Below are 22,788 nucleotides of genomic sequence, written 5' to 3'. Positions count from 1 at the left end.
AACCAGATTCGGCCAATCCGCTTGCAACAAACAACACTGTTGCTACGACAGTCGTTTTCATCCGGTGACGTGGCCGCATGCAACAAAAGGCTGACTGGAAAGAGCAGGCCCCAAGGCCTCGGCAGGCAATCAGTCTGCTTTCTTGATAGTCGCCCACAAGCAATGCGTTGCACCGGAATGGACCCTTACTCAATTAGGTAACACTGTGACGAAAGACGAACTGCGCGCGGAACTTGAGCGCCAGGAACAACGTTACAAGGAAGTTTACGGCGGCGAGATCACCCGTTATGCCGCCCAACCGGAACCTGAACGCAAACCTTGGCGCAAACGCGCAAGTATTCGCGACCAGGCGTTCACCCAAGAACTGCAAAAGATGGAAAAAGAGCTCAAGGCCGAACAGCCATAATGCCGGCGGCCTGAGCTTCTCAGGGCTTGCTCTCTTGTCCGCTCGATCACCCCAGCGGCCAGGCAGACCATTGATGCTCGCTACCCCGGGCCCCTCACCGCCTCGCCCCACCCACAGCGAGAAACGGTACCCGGCAGGCCCTTTCGTTGAAATTTCATACAAGCGTTTGAACCTTCTCACTCCCGGGCTCAAACCCTCGTCATCGTGCTTTGGCCCAATAAACTCAATGACTTGCCACATTTGGTGAAAATTGGCGAAAACTCTGCTCCCGGTCAGTTTTTTCGTTGAAGAATGTTACCGGTTAGCACCTTGTGCATTGATTAGCAGGGTTTTCTGGCATAATCGCGCCCCCTTATGACCGGGTCAGAAAACCTTCATGATCGATTTATTCAGCGGACTGGATGCTTGGGTGCTTGTGAGCCTCTTGCTCGCCCTGGCTTTTGTCCTCGCCTACGAGTTCATCAACGGCTTTCATGACACCGCAAACGCGGTTGCCACTGTCATCTACACCAAAGCCATGCCGCCACACCTGGCCGTGTTCTTTTCCGGTGTCTTCAATTTCCTCGGTGTGCTGCTGGGCGGCGTCGGCGTGGCCTATGCCATCGTTCACCTGCTGCCGGTCGAGCTGCTGATCAATGTCAACACCGGTCACGGTCTGGCCATGGTCTTCTCGCTGCTGGCCGCGGCCATCGCCTGGAACCTGGGCACCTGGTACTTCGGCATCCCGGCTTCCAGTTCCCACACCCTGATCGGCTCGATCCTCGGTGTCGGCCTGGCCAACGCCCTGATCAACGACATTCCCCTGGGGGACGGCGTGAACTGGCAGAAAGCGATCGATATCGGGGCCTCCCTGGTGTTCTCGCCGATGGCCGGCTTCCTTATAGCTGCGCTGGTGCTGATTGGTCTGAAATGGTGGCGTCCGATCTCGAAGATGCACAAGACCCCGGAACAGCGCCGCAAGGTCGATGACAAGAAGCACCCACCGTTCTGGAACCGCCTGGTTCTAGTGATCTCGGCGATGGCCGTGAGCTTCGTCCACGGTTCCAACGATGGTCAGAAAGGCATTGGCCTGATCATGCTGGTGCTGATCGGCATCGTGCCTGCGCAGTTCGTGCTGGACCTCAACAGCACCACCTACCAGATCGAGCGTACCCGCGACGCGACCCTGCACCTGAGTCAGTTCTACGAGCGCAACCACGACTCCCTGGGCGAGTTCCTGGCCCTGGGCAAGAGCGTGAAAGACGACCTGCCGGGCAAGTTCCGCTGCAACCCGCAACAGACCGAACCCACCATCAGCGCCCTGCTGAGCAGCCTCAAGGGTGTCGCCGACTACCACTCGCTGTCGCCGGAAAGCCGCATCGAAGTGCGTCGCTACCTGCTGTGCCTGGACGACACGGCGAAGAAAGTGGGCAAACTGCCGAACCTGTCGGCCCGTGAAAAGGCTGACCTGGACAAGCTGCGCAAGGACCTGACCGCCACCACCGAGTACGCACCGTTCTGGGTGATCCTGGCCGTCGCCCTGGCACTGGGCCTGGGCACCATGATCGGCTGGAAGCGTGTGGTGCTGACCATTGGCGAGAAGATCGGCAAGCAGGGCATGACCTACGCCCAGGGCATGTCGGCACAGATCACCGCGGCGGGCCTGATCGGCCTGGCGAACATCTTCAGCCTGCCGGTCTCCACCACCCACGTACTCTCCTCCGGCGTGGCCGGGACCATGGTCGCCAACAAGAGCGGCCTGCAAGGCGGTACGGTGAGAACCATCCTCCTGGCCTGGGTCCTCACCCTGCCGGCGACCGTGGCCCTGTCTGCCGGTCTGTTCTGGGCGGCCTCCAAAGTCCTGGGTAGCTGATACCCCAGCACCAACAAAAAAGGTGCGCCCCTCGGGGCGCACCTTTTTTTATGCCTTTTCCACAGGCAAAAAAAAGGGCAACCGAAGTTGCCCAAAATGCCTTGCGTGCTCGTTGCTCTGGAGAGACTTAAGGTTTTTTACGCTTATTCGCGTCTTTCCAGATGAAGAATCCAAACCCTGCGAAAAACAGAACCATGAGGCCGACAGTCAGCACTCCGGCGATCACCACATTGTCGAAAAACATGACTGGCCTCCTGCTCTTGCCCTGTTGCGATGGGGCTAAGTTAACCAAAGAGGCCGCGGGGAAAATTGACCGGGGTCAATGTCGCCCAAGACTGGGCGCGAGGAAGGGGAAATAACTGACCTGTATCAACAGAAAGCGCCCAGTTCAGCGCTTTTTCGGTTTGTTTTTCGGCTTTTTCTTGGCCTTGCCCAAAGGCATGGCCTGCTCGAATGCCTGGCGTACTTCATTCAGCCGTTTCTCGTTCAGGTCATGCACACGCTTGGCGCGTTCGGCATTCAGGTCGATCAGCTTGTCGTCTTGATTCATGGCTTGGCTGGCATCACTGGGAGGTCAATATCAACCGCACTGCTACAGGATGCAGAGCGGCCCTGGCGGATAGGCCAATAATGCGGCGTGCCGCCGCACCTGACCAGTGATCAGACCGGCACAAAGGCAATAAAGTCGCTGCCGTGAAGAGTTTTTATCCGCACAATGGCCCTTTGCAAACCGCCCCACGGAGCCTGATGTGGAAATGCCCAAGCACCTGCCGCCACTGCTGGCCCTGCGCGCATTCGAGGCCGTGGCCCGCCACCTGAGCTTTATCAAGGCGGCTCGGGAACTGTGCGTGAGCCAGAGCGCGGTCAGCCATCAAGTGCAGAAACTCGAACAGCACCTGGGCCAACGCCTGTTCATACGTCGGACTCGCGCCATCGACCTGACCGCCACCGGCGACACCTATTACCGACAGATTCGTCCGGCCCTGGAGCAGATCGCCCAAGCCACCCAGGCGCTGCTTGCGCCCGCTGGGCAACAGGTGTTGCGCATCGGTCTGCTGGCGTCCTTCGCCACCTTGTGGCTGGCGCCTCGCCTGGCAGACTTCAACCGCCGCCATCCAAAGATCCAGTTGGAATTGCTACCGGCCATCGACCTGGCGGATGTCGCCGGCGCCGAGGTCGACCTGGCTATTCGCTACGGCAAGGGCAACTGGCCAAAGGTCCGGGCCACGCGTTTTCTCGCCGAGCAGCTATCGCCAGTCTGCAGCCCTGCCTTCAAAGCCACCTCACTGTCCAATGGCCCCTTGCTGATGGCTCGCTCCCATCAACCCTTCGAGTGGGATGACTGGAGCAGGCAACAGGCTATGGACCTTGCCTCCCACCCCAGGGTGATGCTGCACGACTACAACATCGTGGTAGAGGCCGCGGTGGCCGGCCAGGGCATTGCCATGGGGCGTCGCCAGTTGATCCAACGCCATCTGGCCCAGGGCAGCCTGGTGGATGCCTTCGACCTGCCGCCCTTGTGCAGTCAGATCGGCTACTGGCTGGTGACCGCTGAAGGAGCGTCGAACCCAGCTCTGGAGTGCTTTACCCAGTGGCTGCAGGAGCAAGGCCTCGACCCATGAGAAATTCAGATACGTCAAATTAGATCTATCCGTTTGTCGCTCCTGGACTGAACGCGGATGCTGCAGACCTTGCATCCGAGGACTTCCCATGAGCGACTCCCTGAAACACCGCGTGCAGCAACTGGGGCTTGAACTACCCGCCCCCAGCCAGCCAATCGCCAACTACGTCAACCATGTACGCAGCCAGAACCTGCTGCTGATCTCCGGACAGATTCCCTTGTTGCAAGGTCAACCGACCCTGCAGGGCCGTCTCGGCGAAAGCCTGACAGTGGAGCAAGGCACCCAGGCCGCCGAGCTCGCGGCCCTGGCCTTGCTGGCCCAGTTGAGCGCGGCACTGGACGACGACCTGTCGCGGCTGCAGCGCATCAGCCAGCTCGGTGTATTCATTGCCGCCAGTGCCGACTTCCAGAGCCATGGCATCGTGGCCAATGGCGCTTCCAACCTGCTGGTCAACGCCCTGGGTGAGAAAGGCCGGCATGCACGCACCGCGGTGGGTGTGGCCAGCCTGCCCGCCGGGGTCGCCGTGGAGGTCGACGCGATTTTCGAACTCAAGCCATGAGTCCCCTGGACCCAGCGCACCTCGCCCGTCTGCGCGAGGCCACACCCGGCTGTGCCCAGGTCTGCCACTTCAACCACGCGGGTGCTTCATTGCCCAGCCAGGGCAGCCTGGACGCCATGCTCGGACAACTGCAACGGGAAGCCCGTGAAGGGCCGATGGAGGCCGCCATCACCGGCGCACAGCTGCAGGAACAGGCCCGCGAGGCCGCAGCCCGGCTGCTCAATACCAGTCCCGCTGCAATCGCCTTTGCCAGCAGCGGCTCGGCAGCCTGGAGCATGGCCTTCAGCGCCCTGCCGCCGTGGCAAGCGGGCGACCGGATTCTGGTGGGGCGCCATGAATGGGGGGGCAACCTGGCCTGCCTGGCCCAGGCGGTAAGTGCCGGCGCCCAACTGGAAGTCATCCCCTGCGACCGCCATGGCGCGGTTTCGGTGGAGGCCATTGAATCCATGCTCGACTCGCGCGTGCGCCTGATCGCCCTGACCTGGCTGCCGGCCAACGGCGGCTTGATCAATCCGGCCGCCGCCGTCGGCCAACTGGCCCGAAATAGGCGCATTCCCTATTTCATCGACGCCGGCCAGGCCCTGGGGCAACTGCCCTGTGATGTAGAGGCGCTGGGGTGCGACGTGCTCAAAGGCGCGGGACGCAAATACCTGCGCGGGCCACGGGGCACGGCCCTGCTCTATGTCAGGCCGGGCTTCCTGGAACAGTTGCAGCCACTGCCGCGGGATGTCTTGTCTGCTCCCTGGAACGGCCAGGGCTTCAGTTTGCGAGACGATGCACGGCGCTTCGAAACCAGCGAAGTTTCGCTGGTGCTGCTGGCGGGGCTGGCCAATGCCTTGCAGGAACTGAACAGCATCGGTATCGACGCCATACACCAGCGGATCAAGACCCTGGCCGACACGCTGCGTCAGGACCTCGACCGCCTGCCCGGCCTGCAGCGCCAGGACCTGGGGGTCGCCGGGCAGCAGTCAGGCCTGATTGCCTTCACCCTCAAGGGCTGGGACTGTTTTGCACTGAAGGAAGCGTTGGCTCGAAGGGGCATCAATATCGGTGCTAATGGCGTGGCCTACACCCCGCTGGACATGCAGGCCCGAGGCCTGACCCAGATTGCCCGGATCGCCCTGAGCTATTTGAATACCGAAGCGGAAATCCAGTGCCTGCTGGAGGCGCTGACGGAACTGGCCGAACACGGCCCCGCAGGCTAGACCTGCACGTCCACCCACAGGCCCTGGCGCGGGGCATCCTCGATCAGCGGTGCCACCGGCACGGTGTTGTCGGCGTTCAATTCGTCGCCGGGCACTGCCAGGTGCTGCTCCGGATCGTCATCGGCCTCACGCTTGCGCCGCTGCTTTTCCTGTTGGCGCTGCTGCTCCTCGCGCAAGAGCAGGGCCGACTGCTCGGCATCGCGCTTTTGCAAGTCGATGGTGCTTTCGTTGGAGCTTTCCTGCACCGGCACCACTGGCGGGATATCCGGACGCTGCCGGATCGGGTCCTGCTGGGCGGTGATGGGCACGGCACTCAAGGGGAGCATCGGTGGCAGCATGTTATGGGTCTCCTGTCGGCAGGCTGTCGGCTGCGGCACGGGCGACTTGAGCCATCGGTCGCAAAACTGTGACCCGGTCGTCAGCCGATAGTGCCCTCGGGGCCGACGAACGCCGCTGTACGCTACCTTTTATTCCAGGGGTTTTTATCAGAGTTCTTTGGACTGGAAGCGTCGTTCCGTTAAGATAGTCGGCTTTTTCAAAGCGGGAGTCAGGCAGCATGGCGCAGCAGTATCAACCGGGGCAACGCTGGATTAGTGACAGCGAAGCCGAGCTAGGTTTAGGCACCGTTCTGGCACAGGACGGTCGCTTGCTGACCGTGCTCTATCCGGCCACTGGCGACACCCGCCAGTATGCGCTACGGAATGCGCCCCTCACTCGCGTGAGGTTCTCTCCAGGGGACAGCATCACCCACTTCGAAGGCTGGAAAATGACTGTTCAGGAAGTCGACGACGTCGACGGCCTGCTGGTCTATCACGGCCTCAACGGGCAGAACGAGGCCGTTACCCTGCCGGAAACCCAACTGTCGAACTTCATCCAGTTCCGTCTGGCCAGCGACCGTCTGTTCGCCGGGCAGATCGACCCGCTGGCCTGGTTCTCCCTGCGCTACCACACCCTGGAACACACCAGCCGCCAACTGCAGTCCTCGCTCTGGGGCCTGGGCGGCGTGCGCGCCCAACCCATCGCCCACCAGTTGCACATTGCCCGTGAAGTCGCCGACCGTATCGCGCCACGGGTCCTGCTGGCGGACGAAGTGGGCCTGGGCAAGACCATCGAGGCCGGCCTGGTCATCCATCGCCAACTGCTCTCGGGCCGCGCCAGCCGGGTGCTGATCCTGGTTCCGGAAAACCTCCAGCACCAGTGGCTGGTGGAAATGCGCCGGCGCTTCAACCTGCAAGTGGCACTGTTCGACGAAGAGCGCTTTATCGAAAGCGATGCCAGCAACCCGTTCGAAGACACCCAGTTGGCCCTGGTGGCCCTGGAGTGGCTGGTGGACGACGAGAAGGCCCAGGACGCGCTGTTCGCCGCCGGCTGGGACCTGATGGTGGTGGACGAAGCCCACCACCTGGTGTGGCACGAAGATCAGGTCAGCCCGGAATACGCCCTGGTGGAACAGCTGGCCGAGACCATCCCTGGCGTGCTGCTGCTGACCGCGACCCCGGAACAACTGGGCCAGGACAGCCACTTCGCCCGTTTGCGCCTGCTGGACCCGAATCGCTTCCACGACCTCGCGGCCTTCCGCGCCGAGAGCGAGAACTACCGCCCGGTGGCCGAGGCCGTCCAGGAGTTGCTGGACAAGGGCCGCCTGTCCCCCGAAGCGCACCAGACCATCCACGGCTTCCTCGGCAACGAAGGCGAAGCCCTGCTGGCCGCAGTCAACGACGGCGACAGCGAAGCCAGCGCGCGCCTGGTGCGCGAACTGCTGGACCGCCACGGCACCGGCCGCGTGCTGTTCCGCAACACCCGCGCCGCCGTGCAAGGTTTCCCGGAGCGCAAGCTGCACGCCTACCCGCTGCCGTGCCCGGACGAATACCTGGAACTGCCCCTAGGCGAACACGCCGAGCTGTATCCGGAAGTCAGCTTCCAGGCCCAGCCCGACGCCAGCGATGAAGAACAGCGCTGGTGGAAATTCGACCCGCGGGTCGAGTGGCTGATCGACCAATTGAAGATGCTCAAGCGCACCAAGGTCCTGGTGATCTGCGCCCACGCGGAAACCGCCATGGATCTGGAGGACGCCCTGCGCGTGCGCTCCGGCATTCCGGCCACGGTCTTCCATGAAGGCATGAACATCCTCGAACGCGACCGGGCTGCCGCCTACTTCGCCGATGAAGAGTTCGGCGCCCAGGTGCTGATCTGCTCGGAAATCGGCAGTGAAGGCCGCAACTTCCAGTTCGCCCACCACCTGGTGCTGTTCGATCTGCCGTCGCACCCGGACCTGCTGGAGCAGCGGATCGGCCGTCTCGACCGGATCGGCCAGAAACACGTGATCGAACTGCATGTGCCGTACCTGGAAACCAGCCCGCAAGAGCGCCTGTTCCAGTGGTACCACGAAGCCCTGAACGCCTTCCTCAACACCTGCCCGACCGGCAACGCCTTGCAGCACCAGTTCGGCCCGCGCCTGCTGCCGCTGCTGGAAAACGCCGACGACGGCGAGTGGCAAGCCCTGATCGACGAAGCCCGTGGCGAACGCGAGCGCCTGGAAGCCGAGTTGCATACCGGCCGCGACCGCCTGCTGGAGCTCAACTCCGGCGGCGCCGGTGAAGGCGATGCGCTGGTGGAAGCGATCCTCGAACAGGACGACCAGTTCGCCCTGCCGATCTACATGGAAACCCTGTTCGACGCCTTCGGCATCGACAGCGAGGACCATTCGGAAAACGCCCTGATCCTCAAGCCCAGCGAGAAGATGCTCGATGCCAGCTTCCCCCTGGGCGACGACGAAGGCGTAACCATCACCTACGACCGCAACCAGGCGCTGTCTCGCGAAGACATGCAGTTCATCACCTGGGAGCACCCGATGGTGCAGGGCGGCATGGACCTGGTGCTATCCGGTTCCATGGGCAACACCGCCGTGGCACTGATCAAGAACAAGGCGCTCAAACCCGGCACCGTGCTGCTTGAACTGCTGTATGTGAGTGAAGTCGTGGCCCCGCGTTCGCTGCAACTGGGCCGCTACCTGCCGCCGGCCGCCCTGCGCTGCCTGCTGGACGCCAACGGCAACGACCTGTCGGCACGGGTGGCTTTCGAGACCCTCAACGACCAACTGGAAAGCGTGCCCAAGGCCAGCGCCAACAAGTTCATCCAGGCCCAGCGCGACCAGCTGGCGCCGAAGATCAACGCTGGCGAAGCCAAGGTCGCACCGCGTCACGCCGAGCGCGTGGCCGAGGCCCAACGTCGCCTGGCGGCCGATACCGATGAAGAACTGGCGCGCCTGACCGCCTTGCAGGCGGTCAACCCGACCGTCCGTGACAGCGAGCTGGTCGCCCTGCGCAAGCAACGGGAACAGGGTCTGGCGATGCTGGAAAAAGCCGCCCTGCGCCTGGAAGCGATCCGGGTGCTGGTGGCGGGCTGATTGCCCGACGCCAAGCGCTAAACAAAAGGCCCGCATCGTGCGGGCCTTTTTTTCATCTGCCAGATCAGACCGCCAACGCCGTCGCCGCAGGCTCAGCCAGCGCCAGCCCCTCCTTCATGCGCTGGGCATCGCGGACAAAACAACGAGCGGCCTGGAACAGAAACAGCAGGGTCAGGAACAGCGCCACCGGAATCAGGTACATGGCGTCGTGCAGGCCGATGGCCTTGAACTCCTCGGTCATCAGCTCGGCACCGGCGGCATACATCGCCGAGTGGGCGAAGTGATCCGACAGCGCGCCGACCACCACTGGCCCCAACCCGCCGCCCAGCAGGTACAGACCGGCGAAAAACAAGGCCATGGCCGTGGCCCGCAAACGGGGTTCGACCACGTCCTGCAAAGCGGTATAGACACAGGTGTAGAAGTTGTAGGCAAACAGCCAGCCGACGCTGAACACCGCGACAAATACCCCGATCTCGACGCGCCCGGCATGCAACGCCCAGCCAGTGGCCAAGGTCGAGATGATCAGGCTGCAGGCCGCAAACAGCAGGCGGCCGTTGGCAACCCGCTGATGAATCTTGTCGGCGACCCAGCCACCCAGGGTCAAACCCACCAACCCGGTAACGCCGACAATCAGCCCCGTCGCCATGGCCGCCTCCTGCAAGGGCATGAGGAAGTAACGCTGCAGCATCGGCACCAGGAAGGAGTTGCAGGCGTAAGTGGCGAAGTTGAAGGTCAGCCCGGCCAAGGTCAGCCAGAGAAAGGTCGGAATCGCCAACACCCGGCGAATCGGACGGTCGACAGGCACTTGTGCCACCTTCACCGCTTCCGCCGCGCCGCGCTTGGGCTCCTTGATGAAAAACATGAACACCGCCAGCACCAACCCGGGTACCGCAGCGATGAAGAACGGTGCCCGCCAGCTGTCAAAAGCCTTGACCATGGCCCCGATGGTGAAGAAGGCCAGCACCAGCCCCAGGGGCAGGCCAAGCATGAAGATACCCATGGCCCGGGCCCGGCGGTGCGCGGGGAACAGGTCGCCGATCAGCGAGTTGGCCGCCGGTGCGTAGCTCGCCTCGCCAATGCCCACCCCCATGCGCACCAGCAGGAAACTCCAGAAACTGCCGACCATGCCGTTGACCGCCGTCAGCCCGCTCCACACCGCCAGGCCCCAGCCCATCAGCTTGCTCCGCGAGCCGGTATCGGCCAGGCGCCCGAGGGGCAGGCCGGCGATGGCATAGACGATGGTAAAGGCGGTGCCGATGATCCCCAGCTGGAAGTCACTCAAGTGCCATTCCATGCGGATCGGCTCGATGATGATGGCGGGAATGGTGCGGTCGAAGAAGTTGAACAGGTTTGCCAAAAACAACAGGAACAGAATGCGCCAGGCATTTGCCGCTTGAGTCGAGTTATCCATGGGGTCGATCTCTTTATTGTTATTCGGCCAGACGCGAGCGAGCCTGGAAGCTGCAATCTAGTCAGGCCCGGCCTGGCTGTCTGTGATCATTCGTCAGCCTGATATCAAACCATCGCATGCAGGCCCCGGCCGCGACCTTCAAAACCCTCACAGCGCGGCGCGGCGAATTCGCCACAGCCCCCAGTACCCGGGGCTTTCCCAGTCTTTTCAAGGGCTTGGCCGGCACTGAAAAAATACCTGGCGCCCCCCCTTCCCAAGGCCGATGGGAAGCCTAGAATAGCCGCCTTGCCTGCCCCCCTTACCCTTCCCTCTCCCTTTGAATACGCCTATGTCCGAAGCCAGTCCGTGTCTGAATTGCGGTGCCTGCTGTTCATACTTTCGTGTGTCTTTTTTCTGGGGCGAATGCGCCTCATCCGGTGGCACGGTCCCCGACGATCTGGTGCAGAGCATCAGTCCCACTCGGGTAGCCATGCTCGGCACCGACTGCAAATCGCCGCGCTGCATCGCCCTTGAAGGCGAGGTCGGCCAGGGCGTGAGCTGCTCGATTTATGAGCAGCGTTCCAGCCCCTGCCGGGAGTTCGAAGCCTCCTGGGCCGACGGCCAGCACAACAGCGACTGCGACGCCGCCCGGGCCGCCTTTGGCCTGGCGCCCCTGGAGCCGCTGGATCACGAGCCCTGGTTCGAGAAAAGCGCATAGCACCATTGGCGATAGGGCTCATAAGCAAATCATTAGAGCCAGATTGCCACCTCCCATTGCAGCCAACGGGTGCCTTCTATACTGCAAGCACTTGTTGGCGCGCGGGTCCGCCGACACCACATGACTCAGAGATGGGCATGCTATGGAATGGCTGGGTCTGCATTTCCTCACCGAGCTTCCAGATAGCGGGCAAGTGGTTCTGCAATGCAGTCACAACCCGGTCCTGGTGCTGCTGGCTTATATAGTGGCCTGTGCCGCCAGCTTCGCGACACTGGATATGGCCGAACGTGTCAGCCACGTCGAACAAGCCACCCATCAACGCCTGTGGCGCTGGGTCGGTGTCTGCTGTCTGGCCGGCGGTATCTGGGCCATGCACTTCATCGCCATGCTGGCGCTCGAAGTGCCCCTGGAGATCCAGTACGACCTGCCACTGACCCTGGTTTCCCTGCTCCTCGCCCTGATCGCCGCCTGGCTGGCAATGAACACCTTGAGCCATATCGAGCTGCCGCTCTGGCGCTATGGCGTGGCTTCGGTGTGGATTGGCTTGGGCATCTGCTGCATGCATTACGTGGGCATGGCCGCTATGCGCTCCAGTGCCAGCCTGTACTACGAACCAATGCTCATGGGGCTGTCGCTGCTGGTGGCGATCGGCGGCAGCCTGGCCGCGCTGCTGCTGTCCCGGCACTTGCGCGATGGCAGCGGGATGTTCCATCAACTGCTCAAGTACGCCATCAGCCTGGTGCTGGGGGGCGCCATCGTGCTGATGCATTTCACCGGCATCTGGTCCATGACCCTGGTGCTGCCCGCAGGCAGCCTGCCGACCTCAGTGGCACCCAACGGCCACATGCAACTGGGCCTGACCCTCAGCGTGATCACGCTCCTGATCATCGCCAGCGGTATCAGTGCGGCCCTGGCGGACAAGAAGCTGCAACACAAGGAGCGGGACCTGCGTCGGGTCAACGCCTTGCTCTCGCAACTGGACCAGGCCCGGGTTTCGCTGCAGCAGGTGGCTCATTACGATGCCCTGACCAACCTGATCAACCGCCGTGGCTTCAACCAGCTGTTCGCGGAAAAACTCATGGAGAAAAACACCTTCGGCGGCATGCTGGCGGTGATGTTCCTCGACATCGACCACTTCAAGCGAATCAACGACAGCCTCGGCCACGATGCCGGCGACGAGTTGCTCAAGGTCATCGCCGGGCATATCAAGAGTTCCACCCGCAGCCACGAAGACGTGGTGGCACGCTTGGGTGGCGATGAATTCTGCATTCTCATCAACCTCCATGAGCGAGATGAGGCGCGGCTCATGGCCCAGCGCATCATGCAGAAGATGAAGGAACCGATCGAACTGGGGGGCCGGCGCATGGTGATGACCACCAGCATCGGCATCAGTGTCTTCCCTGACGACGGCAAGACCTGCGAGGAGCTGCTGAAGAACGCCGACCTGGCGCTCTATCAGTCCAAGGGTGCCGGGCGCAACAGCCTGCACTTCTTCAGTTCCGGCCTGAAGACCCGCGCCACCCTGGAGCTGCAACTGGAAGAAGAGCTGCGCAATGCCCTGCGCGACGATCAAGGGCTGCTGCTGTATTACCAGCCGATCTACGACCTCAAGCTCGGCAGGGTCACCAAGCTCGAAGCCCTGGTCCGCTGGCAACATCCGCAGCATGGATTGCTGTTACCGGATCGCTTCATCGACATTGCCGAAACCAACGGCATGATCGCCGAGCTGGACAACTGGGTATTGCGCAAGGCTTGCGAGGACCTGGCCTACCTGTCCCAAAACGGCAGTGGCGAGTTGAAGATCGCAGTCAACTGCTCGGCCCTGAACCTGACCCGTGACACCCTGGCCGAGGAAATCGCGGCCGCCCTGCGTGACGCCCAGGTAGCCCCGCAACGCCTGGAACTGGAGGTCACGGAAAACGCCCTGATGGGCAACATCGCCAGTACCCTGGCCCTGCTCCAGCAGATCCGCGACCTGGGTGTATCCCTGTCGATCGACGACTTCGGCACCGGTTACTCATCCCTGGCCTACCTCAAGCGCCTGCCGCTCAATACCCTGAAGATCGATCGATCGTTCATCCAGGACATCCCCAAGTCGACCCAGGACAGGGAAATAGTCCAGGCAATCATCGTCATGGCCCACACCCTGCACCTGCAGGTGGTCACCGAAGGGGTCGAGACCCTGGAGCAGCAGCAGTTCCTCGAACACTACGGCTGCGACTACCTGCAGGGCTACCTGCTCAGTCGCCCGGTGCCGCTGCAGGACCTGGGTCGGGTACTGGATGAACTGAACCAGCGCCACGACAGGCTCAATCTGCGGATGCCGGGTCTCGATAGAGGCGAACCAGGGTCGCCGGGTCCTGCTCCAGATAGCCCTGACCACCATGCAGACGCATCAACTGTGCAGCTAATCCGCTGATCGGCGTAGCCGAACCCTGCTCCCGGGAAAACTTCACCGCACCGTCCAGATCCTTGAGCAGGGTCCGCACATGCCACTTCACCGGTTCGAAACGGCTCTCAGCCATCTGCGGGGCCAGGATCTGCAGCGGCTTGGAGTCAGCGAAACCGCCAGCCAGGGCCTCGGCAATCAACCGTGCATCCACGCCGGAACGCTCCGCCAGGGCCACCACTTCGGCAATCACCAGGGCATTGCAGGCGACAATCATCTGGTTGCAGGCCTTGGTGACCTGGCCTGCCCCCACAGCCCCCATGTGCGTGACCCGCTGCCCCAGGGCCAGCAACACCGGGCGGACCCGTTCGATATCCGCCGCCTCACCGCCCACCATGATCGCCAGGCTGCCGGACTCGGCACCGGGGGTTCCACCGGAAACCGGGGCATCGACCCAGGCCATGCCGGTGTCGCGAGCCAGCATCGCGGCCATCTCCCGGGTGGCGGTGGGTTCCAGGCTGGACAGGTCCAGCAGCAGTTGCCCGGCCCGGGCGCCCTGGGCGATGCCATCGGCAGCAAACACCACCTGGCGCACCACGTCAGTATTGGCCAGGCACAGCAGCACCAGATCCGCGTGCTCGCACAGCTGCGCGGGTGTGGCCACTTGTCGCGCCCCGGCGGCCACCAGGGGCGCGCACTTCTGCGGATTGCGGTTCCACACCGTCAGCGGATAGCCCGCAGCCAGCAGGCGCCGGCACATGGGCAGCCCCATCAGGCCGATCCCGGCAAACCCGAGTGAAGGTAACGCTGACATCATATTGCCCCCATTTGATTAAAGATCATCGAATACTGGCCGATTCATCATGATTCAGGAAAGGATTCCCCCGAGCGACGCTCAGTAAATACCCTGACGCCTTGGGCAAAATTCGCGCTCCACGCAGCGGCGAGGTCCCATTCCGTGATGGTTCGCTGACACCTCGTCTCGAGCCAACCAGACCAGGCATATGGCGCACAATGACTTCTAAAAACAATCCTGCCAACGCAGTCTCCGAGATGACGCTGACCTCCCCCACATCAAGCCACTCAGATACGAAGCCATTGTCCAGTTCACGCCCCCTGTCGACCCAGCAGTACCTGTATTTCACCGAAACCAACACCGACCGCATCCTCGACAACCTCGATGGCCTGCGCGACTCCGTGTTCCCGCGCCCGCCGCACCTGGAAGACGAGCAGGAAAATCGCCGTGACCAGGAATTCCCGTCGGTGTGCCTGATCGGCCTGGGCCGCTGCGGCTCCAACATCGCCCTGGATGTGGCGGAGCTGGTGTACAACGCCCGCAAGTTCTACCTCAACGAATTCAATAACGAAGACAAGGCCTACGAAGGCGGCTACAGCCCCGGCCAGTGGATCCGCCAGAACCTGCGCCTGGGCCAGAGCAAGGCCAGCAAGCCGGTGTTCCTGGTGGAGCCCCTGGTGATGCTCGGTGACCTGGACAAGGACATCGCCGGGCGCATCCGTTTTTCGCGCAAGGGCGAGAAAAGCGGCTTCATCCGCGACTACAGCAAGATGAAGATCATGGACCTCTCGGAAGTCCACGCCGGTGGCGCCGGTAACGCGCCGATCCTCGGCCAGTACCTGGCCAAGATCATCCTCAACAAGGACACCCAGCGTTTCTCCAGCCCTGACTGGAAAATGATCCACTCGTACCTGATCGATTCCTGCGGGATCAAGGCCAACCAGTCGCGCCTGTACTTCTCGATCTTCAGTGCTGGTGGCGGTACCGGCTCGGGCATGGCCTCGGAATTCGGCCTGGCCCAGCAGTACTCGTACATGAACAAGACCTTCGACACCAAGCCGATGGACGAGCACGACAGCAAGAGCGGGCACTCCTTCGTCTTCGAGCCGATCTTCACCAGCGGCATCTGCGTACTGCCGAACATCTCGGACCATCGCAGCGAAATGTCCGAGGCGCTGCACATCAACGCCGGCCGCCTGCTGTGCAAATACCTTTCGGAAGAGTGGGACTTCTCCTACAACTTCGACAATGAAGACAGCAGCGAAGCCAGTGTCATGGGGCGGATCCGCCCCTGGAACGCGATGATGCTGATCTCCAACGACATCATGCGCTACGCCGAAGAAAGCGATGACGGCAACATCCAGAACATTGACGTCAACGCCATGGAGAAGCACGCCAACCAGTACATCTCCCAGCAGATCTTCAACATCCTCACTGCCCAGGCAGTGACCACCGACTACGACCAGAACTACTTCCGTCGCGCCGGCATCGACATCGGCGAGACCATCCGCCTGGACGCCAACGACCTGTTCATGAGCCTGGCCGGCCCGGTGGCGATCGCCTACGCCGAATCCGTGGTGCCGGAGCAGCCGGTACCCAGCGGCGACAAGTTCAAGGTGTTCGAGAAAGAGCCGCAGCGTCTGAACATCGACGACCTGTTCTTCCGCTCCATCGACCTGCCGCACTTCAACAAGGTGACCCAGGCCATTGAAGGCATCAGCCTGCTGCCCATCGAGTCCAAGCGCTATCGTGCGGCCCTGGAGCAGTACAAGGCCTCGGGGTATGACGCCGCGGCGCTGCACGACCTGCATTTCTTCAAGAACTGCTCGTCGGTGGTATCGATTGTGTCCCTGCCCAAGGACTACAAGCTGTCCTACATGGACCTGAACCGGCTCAAGACTCACCTCAACAGCCTGTTCCCCAACACCACCCTCAAGCGCTACGCGCTGGTGATCGGCGCCTCGGCCAACCTGTCGCTGACCACCCTGATCGCCAAGAGCCCGTGCCTGTCGGATGACTTCCTGACCCTGATCGTGGCCTTTATCAAGCGTTGCTTTGCGCGCAATCCGTACCGCTTCGACGACACCCTGGACAACTCGGTGCTGGATTTCATCGTCAGCGAGCAATTCGACGAAGACCGCATCGACGATCTGCTCAACGAATTCGAGAACCCGGCGAAGATCCTCGACACCAACTGGTACGCGATCAAGCCGATGTACGAGAAGAAGTACCGCGAGCTGATCAACGACAAGGACAAGTTCGTCTCGATCAACGACATCCGCCTGTCCCGCGATTGCGTGAAGAAGGCCATCAAGTACCTGCGCGAGATCTACCGTCACCGCATCGGCAAGACCCGGGTCATCTCCCTCAATAGCCACACCGGCAAGACCGCCTATTAAGAAGGGCTTCGCCAGCGAGCCGGCTCCTACACAGCAGGGAAAAAACCTGCTGCCCTGTAGGGGCGGCCGGGCGGCGTTCCACTCGCCGGCGAATGGTCAATTTGCTCACACCACGAAACAATTAAGCAGCTCGTCGGACCGACTTGAAACTGTGCCCCTTCCGTGAACGTCACCCAGGCTGAAATCCCTGTGGGGCCTTTCTCCACGGCAAGATGCCATCACTGGACTCACGGTTACTCGGCTACACACTTTTGTCCGACAAAATAGCGCACCAGATTGGCGCGCACCTTCAGCGCGACGCCCTCTCCTGGGTCAGAATCCAGGGCGAGACCACCACGGCCCACAGCTGCGGATCACGCTCCAACAGATCGGACGCCCGCGTCGCAGACAGCTTTTCAACCTTCCCTTCGGCCAGCCAGGCCGCGACTTTTTGTGCCTGATTCTCCGCTACCGCCTGGGCCGCCTCGATCAGATCCAGGTCGGCGTCGACCCACAATAGGGCACCCTTGGCAAAGAACGGCTCCAGTTCCTTCCAGCTGATAGATGCGGTCTCACCAAGCAGCTTGGCATAGAGGGTGCTAGGTTCTTGAGTCATGGGACTGTCCAGAAATGAAATCGGCGCAATCATAACGTCGGTGCTCTGGCAGAAAAACCCAGAAGCAAATGCATCACCGATCGAGAAGCTCAGAAGCGCCAGGGACTGACGCCGAACCGGGCGCAAGCCACGCCGCAAATCTGTCTTTTTCTTTCAATTAAGCGACACCCCGCGTTTTTGCCCCCAGCCGCCAGCTTTTCAAGCGAACAACCGGCGCTCTACACTGTACCGGTACAGTTGCCAGGGGCACTTCCGACGGATATTCGCGATATATCTGATTCGGTTCTGCGACCAAGGCCGCCGGAACTATAAAAATTACAACAGTAAGAGTGGAGCACTATGAATAAGGCTACTAAGCAGATTTCCAAACTGTTTGCCGCTATGGTCCTGGCCGGTGTTGCCAGCCATTCGTTCGCAGCTGACACCATCAAGATCGGTATCGCCGGCCCCAAGACCGGCCCGGTAGCCCAGTACGGCGACATGCAGTTCAGTGGCGCGAAAATGGCCATCGAGCAGATCAACGCCAAGGGCGGCGTCAACGGCAAGAAGCTCGAAGCCGTTGAATACGATGACGCCTGTGATCCAAAACAAGCCGTGGCGGTGGCCAACAAAGTGGTCAACGATGGCGTCAAGTTCGTGGTCGGCCACCTGTGCTCCAGCTCCACTCAACCCGCTTCCGACATCTACGAAGATGAAGGCGTGATCATGATCACCCCGGCAGCCACCAGCCCGGACATCACCGCCCGTGGTTACAAAATGGTGTTCCGCACCATCGGCCTGGACAGCGCCCAGGGCCCTGCCGCCGGTAACTACATCGCCGACCACGTGAAGCCAAAAGTCGTTGCCGTCCTCCACGACAAACAGCAGTACGGTGAAGGCATCGCCAGCGCCGTGAAGCAGACCCTGGAGAAGAAAGGCACCAAGGTGGCCGTGTTCGAAGGCATCAACGCCGGCGACAAGGACTTCTCTTCGCTGATCGCCAAGCTCAAGCAAGCCAACGTCGACTTCGTCTACTACGGCGGCTACCACCCGGAGCTGGGCCTGATCCTGCGTCAATCCCAGGAAAAGGGCCTGAAGGCCAAGTTCATGGGTCCGGAAGGCGTGGGTAACGACTCCATTTCGCAGATCGCCAAGGACGCGTCCGAAGGCCTGCTGGTGACCCTGCCCAAATCCTTCGACCAGGACCCGGCCAACGTCGCCCTGGCTGACGCATTCAAGGCCAAGAAAGAAGACCCGAGCGGTCCTTTCGTATTCCCTTCCTACTCCGCGGTTGAAGTGATCGCTGGCGCCATCACCAACGCCAAGAGCGAAGACGCGGCCAAGGTGGCTGAAGCCATCCACGCCGGGACCTTCAAGACCCCGACCGGTGACCTGAGCTTCGACGCCAAGGGCGACTTGAAAGACTTCAAATTCGTGGTCTACGAGTGGCACTTCGGCAAACCTAAAACCGAAGCCTCTCCTCAGTAAGGCGCGCCCTGACTGACTGCCAATAAAGCCCACGGCTCGCCGTGGGCTTTGTTTTACGAATGTATGGGCCTGTGTTCCGTGATCCGGAATCCCGCCCACCTGAAAATCTCAAAACCGTCATCAGCGGTTCGCTGGCAAAACCCAGCCCGAAGTGGGTGCAGATCCACGGGGCCTGGGCGGGAAAATGACTCCACCAGTGAAATGCGTATCAGGTTTTTAGGAGCGTTGTAATGCCTGACCTCTATCACTTTTTCCAACAGCTGGTTAACGGTCTCACCGTTGGCAGCACGTATGCCCTGATCGCCATCGGCTATACGATGGTTTACGGCATCATTGGAATGATCAACTTCGCCCACGGCGAGGTGTACATGATCGGCTCCTATGTGGCGTTCATCGCCATCGCCGGGCTGGCCATGATGGGACTCGACAGCGTGCCGCTGTTGATGACCGCAGCCTTTATCGCGAGCATCGTCGTCACCAGTGCCTACGGCTACAGCATCGAACGGATCGCCTACCGCCCCTTGCGGGGCAGTAACCGCCTGATCCCGCTGATCTCGGCCATCGGCATGTCGATCTTCCTGCAGAACACCGTTCTGCTGGCGCAAGACTCCAAGGACAAATCCATTCCCAACCTGATCCCGGGCAATTTCTCCATCGGGCCAGGTGGCGCACATGAAGTGCTGATTTCCTACATGCAGATCGTGGTGTTCGTGGTGACCCTGGTCGCCATGCTCGGTCTGACGCTGTTCATCTCCCGTTCTCGTCTGGGTCGCGCCTGCCGTGCCTGTGCCGAAGACATCAAGATGGCCAACCTCCTGGGGATCAATACCAACAACATCATCGCCCTGACCTTCGTGATCGGCGCCGCACTGGCGGCCATCGCCGCCGTGCTGCTGAGCATGCAATACGGTGTGATCAACCCCAACGCCGGTTTCCTGGTGGGCCTCAAGGCCTTCACCGCAGCGGTCTTGGGCGGCATCGGCAGTATCCCGGGCGCGATGCTCGGCGGGCTGGTGCTGGGGGTGGCCGAAGCCTTTGGCGCCGACGTGTTCGGCGACCAGTACAAGGACGTCGTGGCGTTCGGCCTGTTGGTTCTGGTGCTGTTGTTCCGTCCGACCGGCATTCTGGGCCGTCCGGAGGTTGAGAAAGTATGACTAGGAATCTTAAATCGGCGCTATTCAGCGCCTTGCTGGTCTGGGCCGTCGCCTACCCGGTACTGGGCCTGAAACTGACCATCGTCGGCATCAACCTGGAAGTCCACAACACCAGCCCGACCATCCTGGCCACCATCGCGGTGTGCTCGGTGCTGATGTTCCTGCGGGTGCTGTTCCATAGCCAGATCAGCGCCGCCTGGAAGTCTTCTCCCAGCATGCCGCTGATTCCGGCCAAGGCCAGCAACTTCCTGACCCTGCCGGGCACCCAGCGCTGGATCATCCTGGCATTGATCGTCGTTGCCCTGGTCTGGCCATTCTTTGGCTCCCGCGGTGCGGTGGACATTGCCACGCTGATCCTGATCTACGTGATGCTGGGCCTGGGCCTGAACATCGTCGTCGGTCTGGCCGGCCTGCTGGACCTGGGTTACGTGGGGTTCTATGCCGTCGGTGCCTACAGCTACGCGCTGCTCTCGCACTACTTCGGCCTGAGCTTCTGGATCTGCCTGCCGATCGCCGGGATGATGGCGGCCACCTTCGGCTTCCTGCTGGGCTTCCCGGTGCTGCGCCTGCGCGGTGACTACCTGGCGATCGTGACCCTGGGCTTTGGCGAGATCATCCGTCTGCTGCTACGCAACATGACCGATCTCACTGGCGGCCCGAACGGCATCAGCAACATCGACAAGCCGACCTTCTTCGGCCTGACCTTCGAGCGCAAGGCAGCAGAAGGCATGCAGACCTTCCACGAGTTCTTCGGCCTGCAATACAACTCGATCAACAAGGTGATCTTCCTCTACCTGGTGGCCCTGCTGCTGGCGCTGGCGGCGCTGTTCGTCATCAACCGCCTGCTGCGCATGCCCATCGGCCGTGCCTGGGAAGCGCTGCGTGAAGACGAGATTGCCTGCCGCGCGCTGGGCCTGAACCCCACCGTGATCAAGCTCTCGGCCTTTACCCTGGGCGCCGCGTTCGCCGGTTTCGCCGGCAGCTTCTTCGCCGCGCGCCAAGGCCTGGTGACCCCGGAGTCCTTCACCTTCATCGAGTCGGCGATCATCCTCGCCATCGTCGTGCTGGGTGGCATGGGCTCGCAGCTGGGTGTGATCCTGGCGGCGATCGTGATGATCCTCTTGCCTGAAATGATGCGTGAATTCAGCGAATACCGGATGTTGATGTTCGGCGCCATGATGGTGCTGATGATGATCTGGCGTCCTCAAGGTCTGCTGCCCATGCAACGTCCTCACATGGAGCTGCGCAAATGAGCCGTGAGATCCTCAAAGTAACCGGCCTGTCGATGCGCTTCGGCGGCCTGCTGGCGGTCAACGGCGTGGCCCTGACCGTCAAGGAAAAACAAGTGGTGGCATTGATCGGCCCGAACGGCGCCGGCAAGACCACGGTGTTCAACTGCCTGACCGGTTTCTACCAGCCAAGCGCCGGCAGCATCCTCCTGGACGGTGAGCCGATCGAAGGCCTGCCGGGCCACCAGATCGCCCGCAAGGGTGTGGTGCGCACCTTCCAGAACGTGCGCCTGTTCAAGGACATGACCGCGGTCGAGAACCTGTTGATCGCCCAGCACCGTCACCTGAACACCAACTTCCTGGCCGGTCTGTTCAAGACCCCGGCGTTCCGCAAGAGCGAGCGCGAAGCCATGGAGTACGCTGGCTACTGGCTGGACAAGGTCAACCTGCGGGAATTCGCCAACCGTCCCGCCGGCACCCTGGCCTACGGTCAGCAACGCCGTCTGGAAATCGCCCGCTGCATGATGACCCGCCCGCGGATCCTCATGCTCGACGAGCCGGCCGCCGGCCTCAACCCCAAGGAAACCGAGGACCTCAAAGCACTGATCAGCGTGTTGCGTGAGGAGCACAACGTCACCGTGCTGCTGATCGAGCACGACATGAAGCTGGTCATGAGCATTTCCGACCACATCGTGGTGATCAACCAGGGCACGCCCCTGGCCGACGGTACGCCGGAACAGATCCGCGACAATCCCGAAGTGATCAAAGCCTACCTGGGGGAAGCGTAAATGCTGCAGTTCGAAAACGTTTCCACCTACTACGGCAAGATCCAGGCGTTGCACAGCGTCAACGTCGAGATCCGCCAGGGCGAAATCGTCACCCTGATCGGCGCCAACGGCGCCGGCAAATCCACCCTGCTGATGACCCTCTGCGGCTCGCCACAGGCCCACAGCGGCAGCATCCGTTACCTGGGTGAAGAGCTGGTGGGGCAAAGCTCGGCGCAGATCATGCGCAAGAGCATTGCCGTGGTGCCGGAAGGCCGCCGGGTGTTCGCCCGCCTGACCGTGGAAGAAAACCTCGCCATGGGCGGTTTCTTCACCGACAAGGGCGACTATCAGGAGCAGATGGACAAGGTCCTGGAGCTGTTTCCACGGCTCAAGGAGCGCTTCACCCAGCGCGGCGGCACCATGTCCGGCGGCGAGCAGCAGATGCTTGCCATCGGTCGGGCGCTGATGAGCAAGCCCAAGCTGTTGCTCCTGGACGAACCGTCCCTGGGCCTGGCGCCGATCATCATTCAGCAGATCTTCGACATCATCGAACAGCTGCGCCGCGACGGCGTGACGGTGTTCCTGGTGGAGCAGAACGCCAACCAGGCGCTGAAGATCGCCGACCGCGCCTATGTGCTGGAAAACGGCCGGGTGGTGATGCAAGGCACCGGCGAAGCGCTGCTGACCGATCCGAAGGTGCGCGAAGCCTATCTGGGCGGCTAAACACCTGCGTCACAAAAAACGGCCCTTCGGGGCCGTTTTTTTTATTCCGGGATAAAAAACTGTCCCGGGCTGTAACGAATGCCAATGAGCCTTCTCTAGAGGGGTAAGCAA

Annotated in this window: 20 protein-coding genes; 14 read left to right on the top strand and 6 right to left on the bottom strand. The window is 61.7% G+C overall.

Annotated features, from left to right (window positions below; translation table 11 throughout):
• Positions 1 to 205: 205 nt before the first annotated feature.
• Positions 206 to 406, top strand: a complete 201-nt coding sequence (locus tag PFZ56_RS12500; RefSeq protein ID WP_102861491.1) for a hypothetical protein — start codon at positions 206 to 208, stop codon at positions 404 to 406.
• Positions 407 to 782: 376 nt separating this feature from the next.
• Positions 783 to 2,258 (top strand): inorganic phosphate transporter, encoded by a 1,476-nt coding sequence (locus PFZ56_RS12495; protein ID WP_170002626.1) that lies wholly within the window; start codon positions 783 to 785, stop codon positions 2,256 to 2,258.
• Between the two features lie 127 nt (positions 2,259 to 2,385).
• Here the strand turns inward: PFZ56_RS12495 and ccoM are convergent, their stop codons facing one another.
• Positions 2,386 to 2,502: a cytochrome c oxidase subunit CcoM gene (gene ccoM, locus PFZ56_RS12490; protein ID WP_015634423.1), complete on the bottom strand. Its 117-nt coding sequence runs from the start codon at positions 2,500 to 2,502 to the stop codon at positions 2,386 to 2,388.
• Positions 2,503 to 2,646: 144 nt separating this feature from the next.
• Complete coding sequence (locus tag PFZ56_RS12485; protein ID WP_162884110.1) at positions 2,647 to 2,808, bottom strand: hypothetical protein; 162 nt, start codon at positions 2,806 to 2,808, stop codon at positions 2,647 to 2,649.
• A gap of 205 nt (positions 2,809 to 3,013) precedes the next feature.
• Here PFZ56_RS12485 and PFZ56_RS12480 point away from each other — a divergent pair, with 205 nt between their 5' ends.
• From PFZ56_RS12480 to PFZ56_RS12470, 3 genes are all read left to right on the top strand, one after another.
• Positions 3,014 to 3,880 carry a LysR substrate-binding domain-containing protein gene (locus PFZ56_RS12480; RefSeq protein WP_222933714.1) on the top strand — a complete coding sequence of 289 codons (867 nt, stop codon included), beginning with the start codon at positions 3,014 to 3,016 and terminating at the stop codon, positions 3,878 to 3,880.
• A gap of 88 nt (positions 3,881 to 3,968) precedes the next feature.
• The gene (locus tag PFZ56_RS12475; RefSeq protein ID WP_102878640.1) at positions 3,969 to 4,439 is read left to right on the top strand and encodes a RidA family protein; all 471 of its coding nucleotides are present in this window, start codon (positions 3,969 to 3,971) and stop codon (positions 4,437 to 4,439) included.
• A complete protein-coding gene (locus PFZ56_RS12470) occupies positions 4,436 to 5,644 on the top strand; it encodes an aminotransferase class V-fold PLP-dependent enzyme (protein WP_170002624.1) in 1,209 nt (402 codons plus the stop codon). Before PFZ56_RS12475 ends, PFZ56_RS12470 begins: the two co-directional genes overlap by 4 nt.
• Here the strand turns inward: PFZ56_RS12470 and PFZ56_RS12465 are convergent.
• Entirely contained in the window at positions 5,641 to 5,982 is a 342-nt protein-coding gene (locus tag PFZ56_RS12465; RefSeq protein WP_102861487.1) for an aspartate-semialdehyde dehydrogenase, read from the bottom strand. The two genes, PFZ56_RS12470 and PFZ56_RS12465, sit on opposite strands and share 4 nt — an antisense overlap.
• A 218-nt stretch (positions 5,983 to 6,200) precedes the next feature.
• Between PFZ56_RS12465 and rapA the strand changes: the two genes are divergently transcribed.
• Entirely contained in the window at positions 6,201 to 9,050 is a 2,850-nt protein-coding gene (rapA, locus tag PFZ56_RS12460) for an RNA polymerase-associated protein RapA (RefSeq protein WP_102878638.1), read from the top strand.
• 64 nt (positions 9,051 to 9,114) lie between these two features.
• Here rapA and PFZ56_RS12455 read toward each other — a convergent pair whose 3' ends face one another.
• Positions 9,115 to 10,461 (bottom strand): MFS transporter, encoded by a 1,347-nt coding sequence (locus PFZ56_RS12455; RefSeq protein ID WP_110595004.1) that lies wholly within the window; start codon positions 10,459 to 10,461, stop codon positions 9,115 to 9,117.
• Positions 10,462 to 10,789: 328 nt separating this feature from the next.
• Here PFZ56_RS12455 and PFZ56_RS12450 point away from each other — a divergent pair, with 328 nt between their 5' ends.
• Entirely contained in the window at positions 10,790 to 11,158 is a 369-nt protein-coding gene (locus PFZ56_RS12450; RefSeq protein WP_102861484.1) for a YkgJ family cysteine cluster protein, read from the top strand.
• A gap of 142 nt (positions 11,159 to 11,300) precedes the next feature.
• On the top strand, positions 11,301 to 13,577 hold the full coding sequence (locus tag PFZ56_RS12445; protein ID WP_102878636.1) for a bifunctional diguanylate cyclase/phosphodiesterase: 2,277 nt from the start codon (positions 11,301 to 11,303) through the stop codon (positions 13,575 to 13,577).
• Here the strand turns inward: PFZ56_RS12445 and PFZ56_RS12440 are convergent.
• Positions 13,468 to 14,364: an NAD(P)-dependent oxidoreductase gene (locus tag PFZ56_RS12440; RefSeq protein ID WP_110595002.1), complete on the bottom strand. Its 897-nt coding sequence runs from the start codon at positions 14,362 to 14,364 to the stop codon at positions 13,468 to 13,470. The genes PFZ56_RS12445 and PFZ56_RS12440 overlap by 110 nt on opposite strands.
• A 197-nt stretch (positions 14,365 to 14,561) precedes the next feature.
• On the opposite strand from PFZ56_RS12440, the gene PFZ56_RS12435 reads away from it, so the two are divergent.
• The gene (locus PFZ56_RS12435; RefSeq protein WP_102878634.1) at positions 14,562 to 16,742 is read left to right on the top strand and encodes a hypothetical protein; all 2,181 of its coding nucleotides are present in this window, start codon (positions 14,562 to 14,564) and stop codon (positions 16,740 to 16,742) included.
• Between the two features lie 289 nt (positions 16,743 to 17,031).
• Here the strand turns inward: PFZ56_RS12435 and PFZ56_RS12430 are convergent, their stop codons facing one another.
• A complete protein-coding gene (locus PFZ56_RS12430; RefSeq protein WP_102878633.1) occupies positions 17,032 to 17,337 on the bottom strand; it encodes a DUF2288 domain-containing protein in 306 nt (101 codons plus the stop codon).
• Positions 17,338 to 17,676: 339 nt separating this feature from the next.
• On the opposite strand from PFZ56_RS12430, the gene PFZ56_RS12425 reads away from it, so the two are divergent.
• The 5 genes from PFZ56_RS12425 to PFZ56_RS12405 all read left to right on the top strand — a co-directional run bounded on the left by PFZ56_RS12425 (position 17,677) and on the right by PFZ56_RS12405 (position 22,677).
• Positions 17,677 to 18,804, top strand: a complete 1,128-nt coding sequence (locus tag PFZ56_RS12425; protein ID WP_102878632.1) for a branched-chain amino acid ABC transporter substrate-binding protein — start codon at positions 17,677 to 17,679, stop codon at positions 18,802 to 18,804.
• Between the two features lie 230 nt (positions 18,805 to 19,034).
• Complete coding sequence (gene livH / locus PFZ56_RS12420; protein WP_102861478.1) at positions 19,035 to 19,958, top strand: high-affinity branched-chain amino acid ABC transporter permease LivH; 924 nt, start codon at positions 19,035 to 19,037, stop codon at positions 19,956 to 19,958.
• Positions 19,955 to 21,211 carry a high-affinity branched-chain amino acid ABC transporter permease LivM gene (locus PFZ56_RS12415; protein WP_102861477.1) on the top strand — a complete coding sequence of 419 codons (1,257 nt, stop codon included), beginning with the start codon at positions 19,955 to 19,957 and terminating at the stop codon, positions 21,209 to 21,211. Before livH ends, PFZ56_RS12415 begins: the two co-directional genes overlap by 4 nt.
• On the top strand, positions 21,208 to 21,975 hold the full coding sequence (gene livG, locus PFZ56_RS12410; protein WP_016967588.1) for a high-affinity branched-chain amino acid ABC transporter ATP-binding protein LivG: 768 nt from the start codon (positions 21,208 to 21,210) through the stop codon (positions 21,973 to 21,975). The genes PFZ56_RS12415 and livG overlap by 4 nt, the downstream gene beginning before the upstream one ends.
• On the top strand, positions 21,976 to 22,677 hold the full coding sequence (locus tag PFZ56_RS12405) for an ABC transporter ATP-binding protein (protein WP_025127774.1): 702 nt from the start codon (positions 21,976 to 21,978) through the stop codon (positions 22,675 to 22,677).
• Positions 22,678 to 22,788 lie beyond the last annotated feature (111 nt).

The organism is Pseudomonas danubii (assembly GCF_042980055.1).
In the GTDB taxonomy this organism is placed as follows: domain Bacteria; phylum Pseudomonadota; class Gammaproteobacteria; order Pseudomonadales; family Pseudomonadaceae; genus Aquipseudomonas; species Aquipseudomonas danubii.
Note: the sequence above shows the minus strand (reverse complement) of the source record. Positions and strands in the feature narration are given on the sequence as shown.